The organism is Methylococcales bacterium, assembly GCA_030949405.1.
In the GTDB taxonomy this organism is placed as follows: Bacteria; Pseudomonadota; Gammaproteobacteria; order Methylococcales; family Methylomonadaceae; genus WTBX01.
In genome coordinates, this window is sequence record JAUZSN010000002.1 from 824,100 (window position 1) to 840,191 (window position 16,092).

A 16,092-nucleotide genomic window follows, 5' to 3' on the forward strand; every position below is an offset into this window, starting at 1 on the left:
ACTTTAACTGCTTAATGACTATGTTAGAACACGGCGGACAACTGCGCCAAGCAGTTAAACACTTTAAAATTCCCCTTGAAAACTGGATAGACCTTTCAACAGGTATTAATCCTAATGGTTTTCCTATCCCGACGATTCCATTGAGCTGTTGGCAGCGTTTACCCGAAAGTAATGATGGGCTACTAGAGGTTGCCCAGCACTATTATCAAGCGGAAGATCTATTAGCGGTTGCAGGTTCTCAAGCGGCTATTCAAGGTTTACCCCTACTTTACCCGCCCTCAAAGGTCGGTGTTTTAGCGCCTGCTTATGCAGAACATGCGGCATGTTGGCAACAAGCTGGGCATCAACTGGTTAAACTTACTCCAACTACGATTGAGGCACAATTAGATCAATTAAAGGTGTTAATCCTTATTAACCCGAATAATCCGACGGGCCATTTATTTTCCCCGCAGCAATTATTAGAGTGGCATAAAAAATTGCAACGTCATCAAGGCGTTTTGATTATTGACGAGGCTTTTATTGATACCTGCCCTGAGAATAGTTTATGCTCGCTGAGTCCACGATCTGGATTAATTATTTTACGCTCAATCGGAAAATTTTTTGGCTTGGCAGGGATTCGTTGTGGCTTTGTGATCGCCGAGCGGACTCTATTAACCGTATTGGAACAAAAATTAGGCGTATGGCCTCTGAGTCACCCGAGTCGTTATCTTGCGACTCAAGCCTTAATGGATAGTCACTGGCAACAACAAACGTTGATAGATCTTCCTCAACAAGGTGAGCGGTTACGACAATTATTACAGTCACACGGACTGATGATTAGTGGCGGTCATCCCTTGTTTCAATGGGTTAAAACCCCTAAAGCGAAACAACTTTATCAAATATTAGCCCAACAAGGTGTTTTAGTCCGATTATTTACGCAACCTGAAAGTTTGCGCGTGGGTTTGCCTAAAAATGACGCGGAATGGCAAAAATTAACACGGGCTTTATTGAAAATTTAATACTCGTATTTTTTTGATAAAAATTTAATTTTTTAGAGAATATCTACGTTGTTGCCAAAGATTACAAAGCTCCGTAGAAATCGGCAATTCATTCAATAATGTTTTCATATTACAGGGTAAAATCGCATTTTTTGGCGAATTAATTGCCCAATAAAGTATCCCTTCAAATAATCCCGCCGCCTCAATAATACGTTGTCCTTCTCGCCAAACGGGGAAGATACGAACTTCAAATGTATATTTATCGGCGGTAAATTCAATCATATTTTTTAAGTTGAAATTACAATACTTAGTCACTTCAAATTGAGCCAGTGATTGCATTCCCTGTTCCCACGTGGATTCACTAAACTCAGGGGTTTGTACCCAATCATAAAGTTCTTGTGGCCATTTTCCCAGCCTTCGACAGCGCGGGTTCGTTTCAACCAATCGGTTTAAATCATCATTAAATGCCCATAATAAACGCATTAAATTGGCTAGCGTCGATGTTGATTGTAAGGGGGTTGCATCAAAATGTAGATGCGTTGCCCCTTCGATAGGTGCTGTAAACCCTAATGTTCGAGCAATAGAAAGTAAGGATTCTAAGTAATCTAAATGATCTTTTTTTATGGGGGCTGTAATCAATTCACAGGGACGTTCACGCTCACCGGGAAGTGGAGCCGCAATGGCAATCGAACGTCCTGTACGATCAATAACACGAACCATTTTACCTTGACTGTGTTGAACTTCTGTTCCAAATAAATCAGCAATCGGGGTTAACACCTCTGAAATAGAATCACTAGGGTTGCTCTGTTGTAAAATTAACTGTAGAAGACGACCGTCATCACTGACAATACGATACCAGTCCATTTGAGGAGGATGAGATTTATCACAATCATCTTGAAGGGTTAAATCATCCACACAGTAAGCTATAACAACGCCATTGGAATCAACAACCTCAAAGGCTTGGGTCAAGTTATTAAATAAAGAGTGCCCTGAAACTTTACTCGGCTCAACTTGAGGATGAAAAAAAGGGCGAACAGATCCCCCTTTTTGTTTAGCAATCGCTTCGGCTAAATCTCGCCGACTCCGTCCTTTTGGCGCGATCAATTCAATTTCAACACCGATTTTCCAATTAAGTTGCATTAGCCTAAAAAGTGTTTTATCGCTTGATCAATGGTTTCGCGCTCATTATTGATGAGTAACCGACCTATTTTAAGTTTCGCTTCCCACGGTGATGATTTCCCCCAAAACTCCGCTAATAAAACGGCATCGTCATAGTTGTATGTACTCTGAATGTAAGCCTCTCTTTGTGCATCTTCATTTTTTTTAGCTTTCGTTAACGCGTCTTGAATGGCTGTATTCTTCTCTTTTATTAATAAATCACCTATTTTAAGTTTAGCTTCCCATGTCTCTTCTTCTCCCCAAAAAGTCGCTAATAAAACGGCATCTTTATAGGTATAGCGACTGTTATAAAAAGCATTTATTTGTTGTTCTTTTGGGGATTTTCTGACAACAATCGTTTGATTATTACTGGCACTAGTGAGTGATTGTTGAATATATTGATTATTAGCCGCGATTAATAGGCTACCTATTTTAAGCTTGGCATCCCATGTATTTTCTTTTCCCCAAAAGGTCGCTAATAAAACCGCATCATCATAGGTATATTTGCTATTAGAATAAGCCTCTATGTGTTGTTCTTTAGCACTCTTTATGACTTGACGAGGTAACGTATTCACTTGTTGCTCTTCTAGGGTTGGCAACTCATTCTGGCTTTCTATTTTTGGCTCTTCTTGAACGCTATTTGTATCAGAATCTTGACAAGCAGGCACACTCAATAGGGCTGAAATAGCCAGTGTTAACGTTAGGTTTTCTTTTTTAATAAAGGTCATCCCCATTACTCCAAAGTAAATAAATTTTTACGAATTATAGTCATCACTAAAACAATAAAACCCATAGGAGAACTCACTTTCAAGCGAGCTGTAAGCCAACAGAACAACGGTTCTCCTAATGATTGTTTATGCGTTAACCGTCCTATTTTTAATTAACTCCGATAAAAATAAATCGCACTTAAGTAATCGCTTTAAAACCAATATCATCACGATAACAAACCCCATCCCATTTAATTTGATGGGTGAGTTGATACGCTTTTGCCTGAGCCATTGCGATCGTATCCCCTAATGCGCAAGCACATAAAACACGCCCGCCAGCGGTAATAATTTCCCCCTCCTTTTGCGCGGTTCCTGCATGAAAAACTTTACTTTTTTTATCGTCTGCTGTCGGTAACCCTGTAATGGTATCCCCTTTTTTATACGCATCAGGATAGCCCCCTGCCGCTAAAACAACCCCTAACGCCACGCGCTGATCCCATTGTGTCGTTGATAAATGCAGACGCTTATTTAATGCCGCCTGACATAATTCAACTAAATCGCTTTGTAATCGCATCATAATCGGCTGGGTTTCAGGATCACCCAAACGACAGTTATATTCTAAAACCTTGAGAGAGCCCTCCTTATTAATCATCAGCCCTGCATATAAAAATCCCGTATAGTCATAACCTTCCGCTGCCATTCCTTTTAAGGTCGGATTAATAACGTCATCCATCACCCGCTGATGAATTTCAGGCGTTACAATCGGTGCAGGTGAATACGCTCCCATGCCGCCTGTATTAGGCCCTTTATCACCATTATCACGTGCTTTATGATCTTGAGAACTCGCCATCGGTAACGCAGTTTGACCATCCGCAATGACAATAAAACTGGCCTCTTCTCCGTCTAAAAATTCTTCAATAACGACACGATGCCCTGCTTCGCCAAAACGATTACCCTCAAGCATCTCTTCAACAGCCTCAATCGCTTGTTGTTCAGATTCCGCAATAACCACCCCTTTTCCAGCCGCTAAACCATCGGCTTTAATCACAATGGGCATCCCTTGATTTTTAAGATAAGTAATCGCGGGTTCAATTTCAGTAAAGGTTTCATAAGCAGCCGTAGGGATATTATGTCGTGCCATAAAATCCTTACAAAATGTTTTCGAGCCTTCTAATTGAGAGGCTTTCGCACTTGGACCAAAACAAGCTAACCCAGCCGCTTCAAATTGATCGACAATCCCCATGACTAAAGGAACTTCAGGGCCAATAATCGTTAAGTCAATGGCCTGCTCGGTTGCAAATGCAATTAAACCCGTCAGATCATCAACCGCAATCGCAATATTTTCAACCGACTCTTCTAAGGCCGTTCCTGTATTCCCAGGTGCGACAAAAACTTGATTAACATCAGCCGATTGCTTTACTTTCCAAGCCAGCGCATGTTCACGCCCACCACTGCCTACGATAAGAATTTTCATAAATAATGCCTAATAAATAATAAAAAATTAAGGGTATAGAGCAACGGTTTTTAAGCCCAGTGATTCGTCAAAATTATAAAGAATATTTAACGCTTGTACCGCTTGCCCTGCTGCCCCTTTGACTAAATTATCAATCACCGATAAAACCACTAACGTATTTTCCCCTTGCGGTTTAAATAACCCGATTTGACAGTGATTACTCCCTCGAACATTACGTGTATCAGGTGAAATACCCGTAGCCACGGCCTGTACAAAAGGCTCATTTTGATAACGCTGCTGATAAAGCGTTTCTATCTCCGTTAACGAGGCCTCGGTTTGGGTATATAAGGTGGCGTGAATTCCGCGTATCATCGGGACTAAATGAGGCACAAAGGTTAATCCAATCTCAGTCTCTTCGGTAGGATGTAATGTTTGTATTTTTTGTAAGCCTTGTTTGATTTCAGGCAAGTGGCGATGGCCTTCAACCGCATACGATTTAAAACTCTCGCCCGTCTCACTCATTAACGTCCCTAAAGCCGCTTTACGTCCTGCGCCACTGACTCCTGATTTAACATCGGCAATAATCGACTTTAAGTCAATCACCCCTGCTTCAACAAGCGGTAACAGCCCTAATTGAACCGCCGTTGGGTAGCAACCAGGACACGCAATTAAATCCGCATTTTTCATTTGCTCACGGTTCACTTCCGCTAACCCATAAACACTTTGAGCGATTAAATCGGGACACGCATGGGTCATTCCATACCACTTTTCCCAAACAGCAACGTCCTGTAAACGAAAATCCGCCGATAAGTCGATAACCTTAACCCCTTTATCGAGTAATGCCCGTGCCATCGTCATTGCAATTCCATTGGGTGTGGCGAAAAAAACCAGATCACATTGCATCAAGGCGTTGACATCGGGCGCGGTGAACACAAGATCATAAATCCCCGTTAAGTTGGGGTAGACCGTATCAATCCGTTTATCCGTATCCGCGCGTGAGGTAACAACAGTGACTTCAACCTGTGGGTGCAAAGCTAAAATTCTTAATAGCTCCACGCCTGTATACCCTGTTCCACCAACAATACCTATTTTAATCATAGGGTTAACTCTCCAAAATAAAATAGCGTCCTTATTTATTGACGCTGAAATAAATAATAATCCAATTCACCTGCGGACTTGTTTTTTAAACAAACCCAATTCACTGGAATCCCTTCAAGTGGCAATTGACGTTCCACCTCTAAATAAATTTTTGCATGGTCAGATAAGACCCCTTTATCTTCCAACCATTGACAGGTTTGAATCGCTAATTTTTTGTCAAAAGGCGGATCAATAAAAACCAAATCAAACGTTTCAGTCGTAGAGGCTAAAAAACGAAAGACATCACTGCACACGAGTTTAATCTGTTTTGCCTTTAATTTTACTGTATTCGCGTGTAATTGTTGGCAAATTTGTGAGCTAAGTTCAACTTGTAATACGAATTTTGCCCCTCGTGAGGCGGCTTCAAAGCTCAAACCGCCACTGCCTGCGTATAAATCTAAACAGCGACTGCCGATGACATCATACTGTAACCAGTTAAATAAGGTTTCTCGAACTCTGACAGGCGTAGGGCGCAAGCCTTCATAGTCATCAAAGAGGATTTGACGACTTCGCCAATCGCCGCCAATAAGTCTAATTTTATTTTGCATGATTTTTTTAAGTTAATATTCTAAATTTAAGATTAAAATTTAAACACCGCTTGGGTATAAGCATAAGTCGTTTCTTTTTTATCCGCCCCATCCATTAAATCCCCTGCAAAAACATGAGCAATTCCAGCTTCTAAGCGAATATTTTTAGGTAAAATATCCCCGCGTAAACGAGCTTCAATTTGTGTTCCAATATAAGAATCAGCCCCCTTAATCCCCGCCCCTGTCCACGCATCCGCCGTTGAAGCCAACCAAAACCCACGCAAGGCAATCATCGTTGATACTTTTTTATAGGGCTTAAAGGTAAACCGTAGCGCGGGGGAATTTAAGTTTCCACGCGCAAATGGCCCATAGGTACTGGTTGGACCAAAATCAAAACGACGCGCTCCATATAAGGTATCAAAACGATTATTTTCACCGTCATTAGCATCGTCATCCCCACTGGCATAATCATATTGAACAATCAATCTTGGTGACCTGTGACTATCAAAACTGTAGCCTATTTCAGCATGATGAAAATGCGCCCAATGGTTTAAATTTTCAGTCGCCTTAGTGGAAATTCGAGAATGCCCTAATTGATAAGCGGCTTCTAGTTGATAGTCAAACTCTCCTTTTTTGCGTTACGCCAAAATCGCATTCCAAAGGTATAAAGATGACGGTTTTTCGTTTTTCGTTCCTCAGAATCCTCTTCATCCAAGCCGAATAAAAAAGCCTCGGCCTTATCAAACTCACTCAATAAAGACTGGCTATAATAAACGCCCCAAAACCGAACGCTGGTATCTTCTCGATCAAGTTGTTGATGATTATCCTCATTATGCTGGCCATTTAAACGTTGAATCGGTAACGTATAAAACGCCCGTAATTTACGATCTTTCGACTTTCATTGCCAATCAACCCCCGTAAACGCATTCAGTGTATTACGAAAACGATTCCGTGCGACAAAACGCCGACTGCCCACATCCATTGTTATTCATCCACCACGAAGAGCACTTTGACTGCCTTTTTCAAATAAATCATTCACAGGAATTTCAAAATACGCTTGCAGTAATTCCAATGAATTGACGATTGAAGTCGATAATTTATTGCTAGAACTTGCCGTTCCGCTATCGGATAATAAAATACGCGAATCCTCCATTTCAGCCCCGAAACGAATAAAGTCTAAATCAATTTTAGCGTGCAATAAGGTTCTAAAAACCAACGCTTGATCGCCGCCTTTCCCTGTTATTCTATTGGTTTTTGCTCTAAATTGCTCATCTAAGGTTTCATAACGTAAGCGATGTTCCCCCTGAAATAGATAACCAAGCGGGTAAATTAAGGGCGTGATTAAGTCGCCAAGGTTTTTCTTCCGCATTTACGGGGGCTGAAAGGGCGAAACAAATTATTATAAAACAGGACTTCAAAATGGAGTTAACGTACATTTTTGTGGCTATTCATTGCTTATTAAATAAATATTATAAAGTCTCATTGCTTAGGTTAATAGCCATGAGGGAAAGAATAAAGCGAATAACGGATGAGGAACAGGTTTTAAAGCCTCTCGTTCTATTTTACAATGGTCTTTATTTTCGTTATTAACTTCCCTTAATTTAAATGCGATTTTTATTAGCTCTACTCTTTTTATACAGCTCATTTTTAACAGCTGCCCCGATCAATGTCAGTGTTGACCGCACTTTAATAGCGGTGAATGAATCTTTTGAAATTAACTTTTCAACCACGGAAGACCCCGATGCTAATCCCGACTTTAGTCCGCTAGAAAAAGACTTTGAAATTATCCATAAAAATCATGGGAGTAAATTATCATGGGTGAATGGAAAACGCTCAATGAACATTCAGTGGACCTTTACCGTTATCGCCAAAAAAGAGGGGGAATTACAAATTCCAGCCTTGCGTTTTGGCAGTGAAACCAGTCCCGCCGTTTCAATTACCGTTAATAAAATTAAACCACTGCCTGCGGAATCGTATGAAATTAACGCGCCGATATTTTTAGAGGTCGAAGCCACGCCGATTAATCCTTACCTACAATCCCAAGTAATTTATCGTTTACGGTTTTTTAGACGGGTCAATATTGTCGAAGCACGGTTGACTGACCCTGAATTAAACGATGCGGTAGTCGAAAAACTAGGAGAGGATAAAAATTATCAAACTGAACGCGGTGGCATGGTCTACGCTGTCACTGAACGTAACTATGCTATTTTCCCTCAAAAAAGCGGTAAAATGGTGATTAACCCCTTAAAACTCACGGCGGCCGTTTTAATGGGCAATAGCTCTCGAATGAATAGCCTTTTTGGCACACAAAGTACCAAACGTGAACGCGTCGAATCCAAAGCCATAACCTTAGATGTACGCCCTATCCCCGCTGACTTTACGGGAAAACATTGGTTAGTTGCCAAAAATGTCAATCTTACTCAACAATGGTCAGGTGATCCTCAAAAAATACAAGTCGGCGAACCGTTAACTCGAACCTTAACCTTAATGGTTAATGGGGCAACGATGAGTCAACTGCCGCAATTACAGCAACCCTTAATCAATAAGGGATTAAAAAATTACCCCGATCAACCTAATTTAAAAGAAAATAAAACCCCCACGGGAGTGATTGCTTTTAGGGAAGAAAAAGTGGCGTTTATTCCGTCTAAAAACGGGACTTATACTTTACCTGAAATTAAAATTGATTGGTTTAATGTTGAAACAGGGAAAATGGAAGCCGCCCTTATCCCTGAAACAGTGGTAACCGCAATCGGCGGAGTTGCCGAAACACAAACCGCAGTAATAACGCCTACCGCACAAGCCAATGTTTCAACGCCTGCGCCCGTGGCTCAAACAGTCGTATCTGAAACAGCGAATGCAGGCTTATGGCAAGGGTTAACAATCTTCTTTGCAATGGCTTGGCTTGTTACCTTATATTTATTGTTCACTAAAAAAACCAACGTCATCGACGAACCTAAAGCCGATGATAAGGCTGTCAGCTTAAAAGCGTGTATCAAAACCTTAAAACATGCGTGTCAGGCGGACGAGGCTCAATCGGCCAAAGAAGCCTTATTAATCTGGGGGCAATTAACTTATGCAACCACCAGTTTAGGGGCGTTAGCGAATCATTGTGAGGCTCGATTACGCGATGAAATTTTAAACTTAAATCAACATTTATACAGTCAAGAAACAGGTGGGTGGCAGGGAAAATTATTATTTGAAGGCTTTAGTGAGCATAAAGCCCGTGAAAAAATACGTTCAAAAACAACCGATGACGCACTTGAACCGCTTTATCGTATTTAAGTAAACACTAATCTGGACGAGCGATGACTGATTTTGCGACGGCACAACATATTTTTGAAAAACTTCATGCAAACTTAGCACAGGTCATGCTAGGGCAATCTCGAACCTTACAATGGTTATTAGCCGCGTTAAGCAGTGGCGGTCATGTGTTATTGGATGATGTTCCAGGGACGGGAAAAACCACCTTAGCGAAAGCGTTGGCGATTTCCTGTGAAACTGAATTTCAGCGCATTCAATTTACACCTGATTTATTACCCTCGGATATTTTAGGGATTTCTATTTTCAACCCTCAAAAGCAAAGTTTTCGTTTTGAAAAAGGGGCTATTTTTTGTAATATTTTATTAGCGGATGAAATTAACCGCGCCTCACCGCGAACTCAATCGGCGTTATTAGAAGCGATGGCTGAAAATCAAGTGAGTATTGAGCGTCAAATTCGGTTATTACCCTCGCCCTTTTTTGTGATTGCCACTCAGAACCCTGTTGAGTTTCATGGAACTTATCCGCTTCCCGAAGCACAATTAGATCGTTTTGCGATGAAGTTTAATTTAGGTTATGTTTCTCATGCGGATGAAGTGGCTATTTTAAATTCACAAGGTCAAGATCACCCGTTAACTCATTTAAAGCCTTGTATTAATGCGGATGAATTGCAGTTTTTACAGCAGCAAGTTAAGCAGGTTCGCATTAGTGATGAGTTAAAACATTATATTGTCGATATTATTGCCACTACACGTAATCATCCCGAAATTAAATTAGGCGCAAGTCCACGGGCCTCCTTAGCCTTAATGAAATCAGCACAAGCCTTATCGTTATTGGATGGTTTTGAGTTTGTCACCCCTGATAGTATTAAAGAGCTGGCGGTTCCTGTGATTGCACATCGTTTGAGTTTGGAATCACAAAGTCAGTTTTCAGGGATTGAGGCGACGACCTTAGTGAAAGAGTTGGTGGATAAGTTGCCTATTCCGACGTGATAACAGAGGTTATTATTTGTTGATATTTTTAAATTAGCGTTTAGAATGATTATTTAAATATGAAATATCTCACTTAAAGGCTACCAACTTAAGACGGGACAAGTTAAGGTTAAGCCTCGATCTGTAGTGTCCCATCTTAGGTTTTAGATTTGGTAGCTGTATTTTTAAAATCAAATGTAGCCCTATTTTCTTAAGCATTTTTACTGCGCATTGTTTCCTAACACGCCATCATAAAACTTGACTATCACAGTACTCGAGACCTATGAAAAAACTTATTTTTTTTCATTCAATAATTATATGGGTCGCCTTATTTTTTAGCCGCTATGAATCATGTAATGCTCAAATAATAGATCTATTTTTAAAATAATTCGGGTTTCTTTATCCGTTACAATCGTCCCCGAAAAAATAGGACTCTTATGTTTAAATTCATTGGCTAGCTGGACTTTATTGGGATCTATTTTAATAATGCCATTAATATTTTCAACAATAATCCCTAGATACTTTTGATGATGAGAACAAATAATTAAGGGGGTATCAAGTGAATAGTTAATTTCTTGTTCTAATCCTAGATAATTAGCTAAATCAATAACAATGACGGATTTACCATATAAATTACAAAACCCTTTTATGTAAGTATCTGTTTGTGGAATGGGCTGTAAGCTAACAAAAGGTAATGTTCTAACAATAGAGTGCGCATCAATACAACAATAAATATTAGGTAAATCAACTTCTAGCATGTACGTTTCTTGGGTCTCTCTAGTTAATAATTTACTCATAGAATAGATGAAAAGTAGCTAAAAAATAATAATTATGGAGGTTACATCATGGCGTAAAAACATGTTTTTTCACGCCTTTAAATCATATCCGTTAATAAGTGACCTAATTATGATTAAATACATTTTCTTTAATTCACTCACGCCATTATCACGAATAAAAAAATCATAACTCGGTGAACTATTTGCTTCAATAAGCCAATAGTTTTGCTGTGAATCCACTAAAATATCAAGCCCACAATAAGGGATGGCTAATTTATCAAAGAGGGGATTAGAAAATAATTGAAGTGTATCAAGAATCGTCTGATCGGTTACAAGTTCTGCTTTTGAACCTTCCCAATGTAGCGGGCTTAAATTTTCTTTATAATCGGCATTCAAACAATTCTTTTCATAAGCAAAAACTAAGGTTGAATTTACAAAAATAGCCCGATATTCATGTTGGGCCATAATATACTGTTGAGCCAATGCAATGTAGTCATAAACTCTATGATTTTTATTAAAAATAACCGTTACGGCTTGAATAAATTCTTCTTGACGGGTTACTTTAAAAACCCCTTGACCGCCACAGCCTTTATTCGGCTTGACGATTAAAGGATAATTTAGGGAGGTTTCAATAGTAGAAATCATTGATTTTAGATTGTTATCTATCAAATAATGATGATAATTTTTATTACAATCAGGATCTAAAATAACTGCTGTTGTAGGTATTGAGATAATGGCGTTAAAAAATTCATAAAAATAGGCCTTATCTTGGCATAGCTGAGAACCAGACACATTATCAAGCGGGGTTGACCAATTAATAAAAAGATAATTTTTATGATTAATTAATAAATTTATTAAATTCCCTGTCTTTGAGGCAATCTCATACTTAATAGCCAGCTCGTCACAGGCTTCAACTAAGGCGCGAATGTTTTTATTCATTATCTATCTATAACGCGTTAAGGCTTTAAAGCTTATGTTTTTTTAATAAAGGCCGTGAGTAATTGCATCACATTACCCATTCCATTGTTTAAATGCTGATGAATTTCTTCCATCGTAATTTCACCCGCTACTTTTCCCGCGCCCCAGTTGGCCACCACCGAAATGCCGACATAGGGTAGATTTAATTCTCTAGCCAGTCCCGCCTCTGGCATTCCTGTCATCCCCACAATATCACAGCCATCCTTCTCTAATCGTACTATTTCAGCGGCGGATTCTAATCGAGGCCCTTGAGTACAACCATAGGTTGCAACCGAACTAATGGCTATTTTTTTTTCAGCCGCGATCGTAATAAGTCGTTGTCGAAGTTTTTGAGTGTAGGGGTAAGTGAAATCAATGTGAGTCACGTCGTCTAAATCATCGGCAAAAAAAGTATGCTCGCGACCATAACTATAATCAATAATTTGATCGGGAATGACTATGTGTGCGGGTTGCATTTTTTTTGTAATTCCCCCGACGGCGGTGATCGCAATAATATGCGTCACCCCTAGCTTTTGAAATCCCCAAATATTAGCGCGATAATTAACTTTATGCGGAGGAATACAATGAGGATTGCCATGTCTGGCGAGAAAAATAACTTTTTTCTCTTTCAATTTACCGATTATATAATGGGCTGATGGCGATCCAAACGGGGTTTTTAATTTTTTTTCAGCGATAATTTTTAAGCCTTTAATATCCGCCAACCCTGTCCCGCCTATAATTCCTATACTCATAATTCCTCCTCATGACAGGCAAAAATACCCGCTGCATTACGCAAATAGCCTTTGTAATCCATCCCATAGCCAAATAAATAATGGTTACCCGTTTCAAGCCCCGTAAAATCGGCAATAATGGGTTTTTTATGGTCTAATTTTTTATTAACTAAAACAGCACTGTAAATAGAACGGGCCCCTTGTTCACGACAGTATTGATAAATCGCTTCTAAAGTGAATCCTTCATCTAAAATGTCATCAATAATTAACACGGTACGATCTTTCAGTGGGGTTGTTGGTTTCAATAACCATTTAATGTCGCCGCCTGATGTTTCGTTATGATAACGGCTTGCATTAATTCCATCAAATGTGAGCGGAAAATTTAAGCGGGTCAATAATTTCCCTGCAACCACCACGCCGCCATTCATAACGCATAGAATTAAGGGATCGCGATCCGAAAGTAACAACGTAATATTATGGGCCATTTGATTAATCGCGGCTTCAACTTCGGTTTCACTGTAAAGTAATTTAGCCGAGGATTTGACCTGTTCAATTTCATTAATCATGATTGAGTTCATTAAGTTGTGAAGAAATTTTTTGCCAACGGGCTGAAGTTAATAAGTCGTTACGATTGATCTGTTTGGTGGCTATCATGCTCGTCAATCGGCGTTGATTTTCCGTCGAGGGCGTTATCGTTAAGGTGTCTAATACGTCAGAGGCGGCACTTGGATTATTACAGACCAAAACCATATCACAGCCTGCATCTAAAGCTTGCCGCGCTCTTTCGGTAAAACTCCCCACGCTTGCCGCACCTTCCATGCTTAAATCATCACTGAATATAACCCCGTCAAAGCCCAATTCATTACGTAAGATAGTCTGTAACCAGCGTGAGGAAAAACCAGCAGCGTTATCATCGACTTGGGGGTAAACAATATGAGCGGGCATGATCGCTTCAAGCCCTTGTTCAATAAGTTGTTTAAAGGGAATTAAATCGTGTTGGCGAATGGTTTCTAAATCACGGTTATCAATGGGTAATGCACGGTGTGAGTCTAATTTCACGGCCCCATGACCTGGAAAATGTTTCCCTGTTGAAGCCATTCCTGCTGTTCTCATGCCTCGACTAAAGGCTGCAGCTAACACGGCGGCTTGTTGAGCATCGGATGAAAAAGAACGGTCCCCAATAACTTCACTGACTCCGCAATCAACATCTAAAACAGGTGCAAAACTGAAATCAACCCCACAACTTAATAATTCTGCGGCCATTAACCAACCTGCTTGTTCCGCTAATTCAGGTTGCGATTTAAAGTTTTCCGCAGGAGGCAGGCGGGTAAATCCTGTTTGAAAGCGTTGAACTCGTCCGCCTTCTTGATCGACGGCAATTAAAATTGGGCCGTTTCGAGACTGACGAATCTCTTTAATTAACGCGCTCACTTGTTCGGGAGATTCATAATTTCGCGCAAATAAAATTACCGCGCCCGTATTCGGGTGTTGAATTTTTTCTTTTTCAAGCGCAGTTAAGGTTAAGCTCTGAACATCAATCATGACAGAACCTAGGGGCATTTTTTGAAGCATCATTAAATTTTTAAAATCAAGGGTTATTTTATTAAGAATAGAAAAGTGTGATGGCACTCGCAACGGTTCTGTCATTCTTATCGATCACTATGAATCAATCCCTTCGTTAAACGTAAAAAGTCAGTTTAAAACGTATTTTTTTTTATTAAAGTCTAACGTTAGGTTTTGAATAATTCTGACTCAAAATCCAAATTGGCGAAGGTATTGATGTATAATTAGTTAAAAGCATAACAAATAAAGGGGTTGAAAACTAGATTTTCATATAAATGTTCCTTGTCTTTCTTGCTTTTAAACCGTCGGTTCTACGGGGTTAGCTTATTGCCTTTTAAGCTCTGACTTAGTTTACTAAGTGAAACTAGAAACGGGATAAGACACCACACTCAACTTATGTGAGTAAGTTTTAAAGAACAGTATCAGTTAATGTTGTATCAAACAAATTGAAAAATTAAAATTTTCAGTGTTTATAACAGAAGGAGAAGGTTATGTCTGTCAATGATGAAGAATTTAAAAAAAGCTCTAAAATTATGGGCAAGTGGTGTCACGGTCGTTACGACAAAAAGTGAAAAACTCGGTGTTCAAGGAATGACGGTCACTTCATTTAGCAGTGTTTCTTTAGAGCCTCATCAAATTTTAGTGTGCCTAAACCAAAATACAGAAACCCAAGCAGGCGTTTTTGAAGCGCAAGCCTTTGCTGTTAATGTTTTAACCATAAATCAAGAAACGGTCTCAAATCAATTTGCAGGGGGTGCGAGTCAGGAAGAGCGTTTTGCAAATGTTTCATGGCATGAAGGCAAAACAGGGATGCCCGTTTTTGATAAGGCACTGGTTTCTATTGAATGCACGGTGGCTGAAAAAATATTAGCAGGGACTCATTGGGTTATTATTGGTAATGTTGAACAAATAAAGTGTCATTCTGGGGATCCCTTACTTTATTATAATTCAGAGTACAGTCGTCTAGCTTAGTGAGTAACGTGTTACCTTAATCGTTATTTTTAGGTTAAGTCAATGGTTTCGTTTTAGTTTAAAATAGCATTTAGACATATTTTTACGGTCTGTACACGACAATTAATGCTCTTTAATCTCTCCTGATTTATCTTTTCCATTTAGTTTGTCGTGTACAGAACAAAAAATAATTTATATGAAAAAATTTAAAATAGCTTTCTTAGGTCTAGGCAAAACAGGTAAAGTAGTTGCTCAAAATATTCATTTAGATGACCGCTTTGAACTGGTTTTTGCTCTAAAAAATAAAGTCGATAAATCGGATAAATTTGATTTTAAAGTTAAATCAAAAAAACACCTTAACCGATTAATAGAAAAACACAGTCCCGATGTGGTTGTGGACTTTAGCACCGCCGAAGCCGTTCTTTCAACGATTGAAAAATTACCGCCCCAAACGCCTTATATTATTGCTACAACGGGGTTTACAGCGGATCAATTAGAAAAGTTAAAAGAGTACCCTGAGTTAACCGTTCTTTACGCTCCGTGTATTTCTGATGGAATCAATCTTTTAATTGAAGCGTGTAAGGTCTTTAATAAATCATGGCATGATGCGGATGTTGAAATTATTGAACAGCATTCTAAACATAAAAAAGATTGGCCCAGTGGCACGGCGAAAAAAATAGCGACGACGTTTAATAAAGACATTCCTATTCATAGTGTCCGAGCGGGTGATATTGTGAGTTATCATGAGGTTGTTTTAGCGGTCAATAATCAAAAAATAACCTTAACACACGAATCGTTTAATAAAGAAGTTTTTGCTGAGGGCGTTAAGAAAGCCGTTTCATGGCTTGCTGATAAACCTTGTGGATATTATGAAGTTGATGAAGTTTACCGCTAATTAACACCGACTATTGGAGTGAATTTTTTCA

General features: G+C 39.4%; 16 protein-coding genes and 1 pseudogene. 5 read left to right on the plus strand and 12 right to left on the minus strand.

The window, feature by feature from the left end:
• Nucleotides 1–14 precede the first annotated feature (14 nt).
• On the plus strand, nt 15–998 hold the full coding sequence (cobD, locus tag Q9M50_04345) for a threonine-phosphate decarboxylase CobD (protein ID MDQ7089859.1): 984 nt from the start codon (nt 15–17) through the stop codon (nt 996–998).
• Between the two features lie 24 nt (nt 999–1,022).
• Here the strand turns inward: cobD and Q9M50_04350 are convergent, their stop codons facing one another.
• The 7 genes and pseudogenes from Q9M50_04350 to Q9M50_04380 all read right to left on the minus strand — a co-directional run bounded on the left by Q9M50_04350 (nt 1,023) and on the right by Q9M50_04380 (nt 7,328).
• Entirely contained in the window at nt 1,023–2,117 is a 1,095-nt protein-coding gene (locus tag Q9M50_04350) for an amidoligase family protein (protein ID MDQ7089860.1), read from the minus strand.
• Nucleotides 2,117–2,863 carry a hypothetical protein gene (locus Q9M50_04355; GenBank protein MDQ7089861.1) on the minus strand — a complete coding sequence of 249 codons (747 nt, stop codon included), beginning with the start codon at nt 2,861–2,863 and terminating at the stop codon, nt 2,117–2,119. The genes Q9M50_04350 and Q9M50_04355 overlap by 1 nt, the downstream gene beginning before the upstream one ends.
• Before the next feature lie 178 nt (nt 2,864–3,041).
• On the minus strand, nt 3,042–4,316 hold the full coding sequence (gene purD, locus Q9M50_04360; protein MDQ7089862.1) for a phosphoribosylamine--glycine ligase: 1,275 nt from the start codon (nt 4,314–4,316) through the stop codon (nt 3,042–3,044).
• Nucleotides 4,317–4,343: 27 nt separating this feature from the next.
• Nucleotides 4,344–5,393, minus strand: coding sequence for an N-acetyl-gamma-glutamyl-phosphate reductase (gene argC, locus Q9M50_04365; protein MDQ7089863.1), 1,050 nt, complete (start codon nt 5,391–5,393; stop codon nt 4,344–4,346).
• A gap of 35 nt (nt 5,394–5,428) precedes the next feature.
• Nucleotides 5,429–5,980, minus strand: a complete 552-nt coding sequence (gene rsmD / locus Q9M50_04370; GenBank protein MDQ7089864.1) for a 16S rRNA (guanine(966)-N(2))-methyltransferase RsmD — start codon at nt 5,978–5,980, stop codon at nt 5,429–5,431.
• 32 nt (nt 5,981–6,012) lie between these two features.
• A pseudogene (locus Q9M50_04375) lies at nt 6,013–6,573 on the minus strand (alginate export family protein).
• 374 nt (nt 6,574–6,947) lie between these two features.
• A complete protein-coding gene (locus Q9M50_04380) occupies nt 6,948–7,328 on the minus strand; it encodes a hypothetical protein (protein ID MDQ7089865.1) in 381 nt (126 codons plus the stop codon).
• Between the two features lie 236 nt (nt 7,329–7,564).
• On the opposite strand from Q9M50_04380, the gene Q9M50_04385 reads away from it, so the two are divergent.
• Together Q9M50_04385 and Q9M50_04390 are read left to right on the plus strand one after the other, a co-directional pair.
• Nucleotides 7,565–9,241 (plus strand): BatD family protein, encoded by a 1,677-nt coding sequence (locus Q9M50_04385; GenBank protein ID MDQ7089866.1) that lies wholly within the window; start codon nt 7,565–7,567, stop codon nt 9,239–9,241.
• Nucleotides 9,242–9,264: 23 nt separating this feature from the next.
• A complete protein-coding gene (locus tag Q9M50_04390; GenBank protein ID MDQ7089867.1) occupies nt 9,265–10,209 on the plus strand; it encodes a MoxR family ATPase in 945 nt (314 codons plus the stop codon).
• A gap of 314 nt (nt 10,210–10,523) precedes the next feature.
• Here Q9M50_04390 and Q9M50_04395 read toward each other — a convergent pair whose 3' ends face one another.
• The 5 genes from Q9M50_04395 to nagZ all read right to left on the minus strand — a co-directional run bounded on the left by Q9M50_04395 (nt 10,524) and on the right by nagZ (nt 14,194).
• A complete protein-coding gene (locus tag Q9M50_04395; protein MDQ7089868.1) occupies nt 10,524–10,985 on the minus strand; it encodes a chemotaxis protein CheW in 462 nt (153 codons plus the stop codon).
• 69 nt (nt 10,986–11,054) lie between these two features.
• On the minus strand, nt 11,055–11,903 hold the full coding sequence (locus tag Q9M50_04400; protein ID MDQ7089869.1) for an ATP-grasp domain-containing protein: 849 nt from the start codon (nt 11,901–11,903) through the stop codon (nt 11,055–11,057).
• Nucleotides 11,904–11,935: 32 nt separating this feature from the next.
• Complete coding sequence (locus Q9M50_04405; GenBank protein ID MDQ7089870.1) at nt 11,936–12,673, minus strand: S-methyl-5'-thioinosine phosphorylase; 738 nt, start codon at nt 12,671–12,673, stop codon at nt 11,936–11,938.
• On the minus strand, nt 12,670–13,218 hold the full coding sequence (locus tag Q9M50_04410) for a hypoxanthine-guanine phosphoribosyltransferase (protein MDQ7089871.1): 549 nt from the start codon (nt 13,216–13,218) through the stop codon (nt 12,670–12,672). Before Q9M50_04410 ends, Q9M50_04405 begins: the two co-directional genes overlap by 4 nt.
• Nucleotides 13,211–14,194, minus strand: a complete 984-nt coding sequence (gene nagZ / locus Q9M50_04415) for a beta-N-acetylhexosaminidase (protein MDQ7089872.1) — start codon at nt 14,192–14,194, stop codon at nt 13,211–13,213. Before nagZ ends, Q9M50_04410 begins: the two co-directional genes overlap by 8 nt.
• A gap of 522 nt (nt 14,195–14,716) precedes the next feature.
• On the opposite strand from nagZ, the gene Q9M50_04420 reads away from it, so the two are divergent.
• Complete coding sequence (locus Q9M50_04420) at nt 14,717–15,187, plus strand: flavin reductase family protein (GenBank protein MDQ7089873.1); 471 nt, start codon at nt 14,717–14,719, stop codon at nt 15,185–15,187.
• A gap of 175 nt (nt 15,188–15,362) precedes the next feature.
• Nucleotides 15,363–16,061 (plus strand): dihydrodipicolinate reductase C-terminal domain-containing protein, encoded by a 699-nt coding sequence (locus Q9M50_04425; protein MDQ7089874.1) that lies wholly within the window; start codon nt 15,363–15,365, stop codon nt 16,059–16,061.
• Nucleotides 16,062–16,092 lie beyond the last annotated feature (31 nt).

What these genes read in the sequence shown, in the direction of transcription:
- cobD (MDQ7089859.1), top strand. Translation starts at nt 15, where the DNA reads ATGACTATGTTAGAACACGGCGGACAACTGCGCCAAGCAGTTAAACAC.
- Q9M50_04350 (MDQ7089860.1), bottom strand. Translation starts at nt 2,117, where the DNA reads ATGCAACTTAATTGGAAAATCGGTGTTGAAATTGAATTGATCGCGCCA.
- Q9M50_04355 (MDQ7089861.1), bottom strand. Translation starts at nt 2,863, where the DNA reads ATGACCTTTATTAAAAAAGAAAACCTAACGTTAACACTGGCTATTTCA.
- purD (MDQ7089862.1), bottom strand. Translation starts at nt 4,316, where the DNA reads ATGAAAATTCTTATCGTAGGCAGTGGTGGGCGTGAACATGCGCTGGCT.
- argC (MDQ7089863.1), bottom strand. Translation starts at nt 5,393, where the DNA reads ATGATTAAAATAGGTATTGTTGGTGGAACAGGGTATACAGGCGTGGAG.
- rsmD (MDQ7089864.1), bottom strand. Translation starts at nt 5,980, where the DNA reads ATGCAAAATAAAATTAGACTTATTGGCGGCGATTGGCGAAGTCGTCAA.
- Q9M50_04380 (MDQ7089865.1), bottom strand. Translation starts at nt 7,328, where the DNA reads ATGCGGAAGAAAAACCTTGGCGACTTAATCACGCCCTTAATTTACCCG.
- Q9M50_04385 (MDQ7089866.1), top strand. Translation starts at nt 7,565, where the DNA reads ATGCGATTTTTATTAGCTCTACTCTTTTTATACAGCTCATTTTTAACA.
- Q9M50_04390 (MDQ7089867.1), top strand. Translation starts at nt 9,265, where the DNA reads ATGACTGATTTTGCGACGGCACAACATATTTTTGAAAAACTTCATGCA.
- Q9M50_04395 (MDQ7089868.1), bottom strand. Translation starts at nt 10,985, where the DNA reads ATGAGTAAATTATTAACTAGAGAGACCCAAGAAACGTACATGCTAGAA.
- Q9M50_04400 (MDQ7089869.1), bottom strand. Translation starts at nt 11,903, where the DNA reads ATGAATAAAAACATTCGCGCCTTAGTTGAAGCCTGTGACGAGCTGGCT.
- Q9M50_04405 (MDQ7089870.1), bottom strand. Translation starts at nt 12,673, where the DNA reads ATGAGTATAGGAATTATAGGCGGGACAGGGTTGGCGGATATTAAAGGC.
- Q9M50_04410 (MDQ7089871.1), bottom strand. Translation starts at nt 13,218, where the DNA reads ATGATTAATGAAATTGAACAGGTCAAATCCTCGGCTAAATTACTTTAC.
- nagZ (MDQ7089872.1), bottom strand. Translation starts at nt 14,194, where the DNA reads ATGATTGATGTTCAGAGCTTAACCTTAACTGCGCTTGAAAAAGAAAAA.
- Q9M50_04420 (MDQ7089873.1), top strand. Translation starts at nt 14,717, where the DNA reads ATGATGAAGAATTTAAAAAAAGCTCTAAAATTATGGGCAAGTGGTGTC.
- Q9M50_04425 (MDQ7089874.1), top strand. Translation starts at nt 15,363, where the DNA reads ATGAAAAAATTTAAAATAGCTTTCTTAGGTCTAGGCAAAACAGGTAAA.